Source organism: Leyella stercorea (genome assembly GCF_019052365.1).
Classification (GTDB): Bacteria; Bacteroidota; Bacteroidia; order Bacteroidales; family Bacteroidaceae; genus Prevotella.
Genome location: NZ_JAHQUY010000116.1, coordinates 1 through 5103, shown reverse-complemented (window position 1 = coordinate 5103; position 5103 = coordinate 1). Strand labels below are relative to the sequence as shown.

Annotated in this window: 3 protein-coding genes; 1 reads left to right on the top strand and 2 read right to left on the bottom strand. The window is 53.8% G+C overall.

Annotation, left to right across the window (positions count from 1 at the left end; all coding sequences use genetic code 11):
* The first annotated feature begins 88 nt into the window (after positions 1 to 88).
* Positions 89 to 2722 (top strand): DNA mismatch repair protein MutS, encoded by a 2634-nt coding sequence (gene mutS / locus KTQ90_RS12695; protein ID WP_217318736.1) that lies wholly within the window; start codon positions 89 to 91, stop codon positions 2720 to 2722.
* A gap of 552 nt (positions 2723 to 3274) precedes the next feature.
* On the opposite strand, the gene KTQ90_RS12690 is transcribed toward mutS, so the two are convergent.
* Both KTQ90_RS12690 and KTQ90_RS12685 read right to left on the bottom strand, forming a co-directional pair.
* Positions 3275 to 4345 (bottom strand): DUF6377 domain-containing protein, encoded by a 1071-nt coding sequence (locus KTQ90_RS12690; protein ID WP_217318735.1) that lies wholly within the window; start codon positions 4343 to 4345, stop codon positions 3275 to 3277.
* 28 nt (positions 4346 to 4373) lie between these two features.
* Positions 4374 to 4862 (bottom strand): hypothetical protein, encoded by a 489-nt coding sequence (locus KTQ90_RS12685; RefSeq protein WP_217318734.1) that lies wholly within the window; start codon positions 4860 to 4862, stop codon positions 4374 to 4376.
* Positions 4863 to 5103: the final 241 nt, after the last annotated feature.

Sequence of the window (5103 nt, the reverse complement as noted above, 5' to 3'; positions counted from 1 at the left end):
GTGCAACTTTTTACTCATATTTATCAACTTAAATTAATTCCGCCAACGGGTTAACAATAAGATAAACAAATAAAAAAACTCAGAACACATGGCTCAGAAAAAGAACGACGACGGACTTACGCCGATGATGCGACAGTTCTATACGTTTAAGAAAGAACACCCAGACGCATTGTTGCTGTTCCGCTGCGGCGACTTCTACGAGACATACGCCGACGACGCTGTAGAGGCGTCGAAGATACTCGGCATAACGCTGACGCGACGCTCCAACGGCAAGAACCAGAGCGCTGCGGCGTGCGAGATGGCGGGCTTTCCGTACCACGCTCTCGACACTTATCTGCCCAAGCTGATACGTGCAGGAAAGCGTGTGGCGATATGCGACCAGCTCGAAGACCCGAAGCTCACGAAGACGCTCGTGAAGCGTGGCATCACCGAGCTGGTTACGCCGGGCGTGGCGATGGACGACACCGTGCTCAACTACAAGGAGAACAACTTCCTGGCGGCGGTGTGCATGGCTAAGACGGCGTGCGGCGTGGCGTTCCTCGACATCTCTACGGGCGAGTTCCTCACGGGTGAGGGCACGTTCGACTACGTTGAGAAACTTCTGAGCAGCATTCAGCCTAAAGAGGTGCTCTACGACCGACAGCTGAAGCGCGAGTTTGAGGAGCGCTTCGGCTCGAAGTGGTGCGTGTTCGAGCTCGACGACTGGATGCTTACCGAGCAGAGCTCAAGACAGAAACTGCTCTCACACTTCGGCACCACAACGCTGAAGGGCTTCGGCGTAGACCATCTGCACCTGGGCGTGACAGCGGCTGGAGCCATCCTGCAGTATCTTGAGATGACGCAGCACACGCAGATTGGCCACATCACGTCGCTCGCTCGCATCGACGCTGACCGCTATGTGCGCCTCGACCGCTTCACCATCCACTCGCTGGAGCTGCTGCAGTCGATGCAGGACGACGGCGTGTCGCTGCTCTCCGTCATCGACCGCACCTGCACGCCGATGGGCGGACGTCTGCTGCGCCGCTGGACGATATTCCCGCTGCGCGACGTGGCTTCTATCAACAAGCGCCTCGACGTGGTGGACACGTTCTTCCGCAAGCCCGACTTCCGACAGACTGTAGACGAGCATCTGCACCGCATTGGCGACATAGAGCGTATCATATCGAAGGTGGCTGTGGGCAGAGTGTCGCCCAGAGAGGTGGTGCAGCTGAAGTACGCTCTCGGCGCGCTGAAGCCTATAAAGGCGGCGTGCCTCACCAACGACAACGCCGAGATACATTCCATCGGCGACCAGATTAACCTCTGCGAGGCGCTGTACGAGCGCATCGACCGCGAACTGCAGCAGGATCCGCCGCAGCTTGTGGCTAAGGGCGGCGTGATTGCTGCGGGCTTCTCGCCCGAGCTTGACGAGCTGCGCTCCATCTCGCGCGGCGGTCGCGACTATCTGCTGAAGATTCAGGAGGAGGAGGCGCAGAAGACCGGCATACAGTCGCTGAAGGTGGGCTACAACAACGTGTTCGGCTACTATCTTGAGGTGCGCAACACGTATAAGGACCAGGTGCCGCAGGAGTGGATACGCAAGCAGACGCTTGCCAACGCCGAGCGCTACATCACCGAGGAACTGAAGCAGTACGAGCAGAAGATTATGGGTGCCGACGAGCAGATTCTGGTGCTCGAGACCCGTCTCTTCACCGAGCTTGTCACCGATATGCAGGCGTACATACCGCAGATTCAGGCCGACGCCAACATCGTGGCGCGTCTCGACTGTCTGCTCTCGTTCGCAAAGACTGCCGAGGAGCACCGCTACGTGCGCCCGGTGGTTGAGGACGACAACGTGCTCGAGATACGCGCCGGACGCCACCCCGTCATCGAGACGCAGCTGCCGCTTGGCGAGGAGTACGTGCCCAACGACATCGAGCTCGACACCGAGCAGCAGCAGATAATGATTATCACCGGTCCGAACATGGCTGGTAAGTCGGCGCTGCTGCGCCAGACGGCGCTCATCACGCTCATGGCGCAGATGGGCTGCTTCGTGCCTGCCGACTCGGCTCATGTGGGTGTCGTCGACAAGATATTCACCCGCGTCGGAGCGTCCGACAATATATCGCTCGGCGAGTCGACCTTCATGGTCGAGATGACCGAAGCGTCTAACATCCTGAACAACGTGACGCCGCGTTCGCTCGTGCTCTTCGACGAGCTGGGCCGCGGCACGTCTACCTACGACGGCATCTCCATCGCCTGGGCTATCGTGGAGTATCTTCACCAGAACCCGAAGGCGCAGGCGCGCACGCTCTTCGCCACCCACTATCACGAGCTGAACGAGATGGAGAAAAACTTCAAGCGCATAAAGAACTACAACGTGTCGGTGAAGGAGCTTGACGGCAAGGTTATCTTCCTGCGCAAGCTGATGCGCGGCGGATCGGAGCACTCGTTCGGTATTCATGTGGCTGAAATAGCGGGTATGCCGCGCTCGGTCGTGAAGCGTGCCGAGCACATCCTGAAGCAGCTCGAGGCTGACAACGCCAGTGTGGGCGTGGAGTCTCACAAGATTGTCGGTCAGCAGAACAGCAACGGCATGCAGCTCTCGCTCTTCCAGCTCGACGACCCCGTGCTCTGCCAGATTCGCGACGAAATTATCGGTCTCGACATCAACAACCTCACGCCGGTAGAAGCGCTCAACAAACTGTTCGAGATAAAGAAAATAGTGACGGGGCGCAGCTGAGCATAGTTTTGTTTTCTTTAGGGGGTGCACTTCTTAGGGGGTGCACTTGTCTCAAGTGCACCAACCGAGATAAAACTGCACCAACCAAGATAAAACTGCACCAAGCAAGATAAAACTGAACCAACCGAGCAAAAACAGAATAGCTACAACGGGAAACTGAAAGTCAGCAGTGCATAGCAGAAAGATAAGACCGGTAGCTTGGTCGGTGCACTTCTTAGGGGGTGCACTTGTCTCAAGTGCACCAACCGAGCAAAAACAGAACAGCTACGACGGAAACTGAAAGTCAGCAGTGCATAGCAGAAAGATAAGACCAGTAGCTTGGTCGGTGCACTTGAGACAAGTGCACCCCCTAAAGAAAGCCTTTCTACATAAACCTCACGAAAAGTCATCGTCACCCGAACGCAATCCGATCAGGCGGCGGACGGAATCCAATCAGACGGCGGACGGAATCCGATCGGATTGCGTTCGGGTAACGGTGATAAAAGCTTAGGTAGTGTAAACAGATCCGTGACACATAGTTCTGTTTACACTGCCGCAGAGGGTGCGACATTGTTAATATACTGCGCACAACCGTTGTAGATTTTCCTCAAAACTATCCTTGTCTATGGCGCCGTTCTTCAGCGCCGAACGATAGTTGTATATGGTCTGCGGCGAGTAGGACAGTATGCCGGCTATCATCGAACTCTCCGTGATGCCGAGCCTTATCAGCGCAGCCACACGCAGGCTGGGCGTCAGCTCGTTGTTCTCCTTCAGCTCTACCTGCGCCTCGGGCGTGAGCAGCGTGTTCAGCTCCTCGACGAACGTGGGATAGAGCGAGAGAAAGATGCTGTCGAACTGCGAGAAGAAGGTCTGGTTCTCCTCGGCGGTGCGCTTCGACGAGGAGAGAATGCTCAGCAACTCCTTCTGCTGGTTGGCCTTTATCTTGCGTATCACCATCTTGCGCTGACTCTCCAGCTTCTCTATATACAGATAGCACAAACTGATGTAGGCTTTCGCCATATACTCGCGCTTGGTGTTGGTCTGCTCAAGCTCGTCGTTCAATTTCTCAAGTTCGTCGTTTGCCTCCTTCTGCTTGCTGTTGGTGGCGCTTAGCTGTTCGGTCTGAGCCGTCAATATTTTCTCGTTCTGCTGCATCAAGTTGTTTTTACGTTTGATGCGCATAGTCTCTACAACTATCACCACCAACAGCACTATAATGGATAACATAAGTACGATGTGCCACTTGCCTGCGTTTTCCAGCGCATGGTTGTAGGCAGAGAGTATGGTGTACAGGTTGGAGTAAAGATCTATGCGTCGTGGTCGGCTGCTGAACACGTTAGCGTCGCTCAGCGAGACGTTGATATACCGTTGTGCTTTGCGCACATCGTGCTTGTATAGCCTCATAGCTACCTCCTGCAACGCCATGCCCTCGTTGGTTGCCGACATCACGTCGCTGATGGCTGCAAGCAGCAGGTAGCGCTCCTGCAGCTCCGGCTGATGGTGTCTGCCGTAGACCTTCGCCAGAATGAATGCCGACTTGCCGTACAGCCAACTGTCGGGCTTCAACTGCAACATGGCTTTGCTCAGGCACGCTTCTATATCCTTGACGCCGCCGTTGGAATGGGCGAGCTGCACACCCTTCATATAGTAATACTGCGCGTCTTTCTGCTGACTACAGCAGAGCGTTGTCCATATACTTATGGAAGAGCCGGTCGTAGCGCGGACCGTACTCGGTGTCGTGGGTCGAGAGTTTCAGATTGAAGTAGAGCGCACATTGAGCACAGTTGTAAAGGTAGTTGAGTCGGCGGTCAGTTGGCGACACCTCGATATTGTCGAGTATCTCCTTCGCCTCTATGTAGAAACTGCGTGAGACGAGCAGACGCGCCTTTATAATCTGAAACTTCTTGTAACAATTCGAATCGTTGGTCTGCCTTGTCAGGTTGATACCCTTCTGCGTGTACACCATAGCCGAGTCGTAGATGTACGGAGAGTATTCGTTCACCAGTCGCTCATACATCTGCAGCTTGTCTTTCTTGTCGGTGACGTATGCAGAGCCAAGTTTTATCTGCTCTATCTTCTTATCCTTTTGGACATAATAATCCGTACGATGAGCTATTACAGAATCCAAACGTTCGTACAGCTCATCGTTGTCGGCGTGCAAACAGAGAGTTTGTTTAGTATGGGGGGGGGAAATTAACTACTCCAAAGGCTTGCGCGCAAAAAGTTATCACTAAAAATAATAGTTTCATAGCTTTTTTTTCAGTATTGGGGAATTAACTGCTACAAAGTTATGTAATTTCTTCTTATTTTAAATAAGAATATAGAGAAATTTTTTAGTACTATTGTATTTAACCCAAATCGGTCATTAGAAAAAGCTTCTTGTCATTTTCTAATGACCGCCA

What these genes read in the sequence shown, in the direction of transcription:
- mutS (WP_217318736.1), top strand. Translation starts at nt 89, where the DNA reads ATGGCTCAGAAAAAGAACGACGACGGACTTACGCCGATGATGCGACAG.
- KTQ90_RS12690 (WP_217318735.1), bottom strand. Translation starts at nt 4,345, where the DNA reads ATGAAGGGTGTGCAGCTCGCCCATTCCAACGGCGGCGTCAAGGATATA.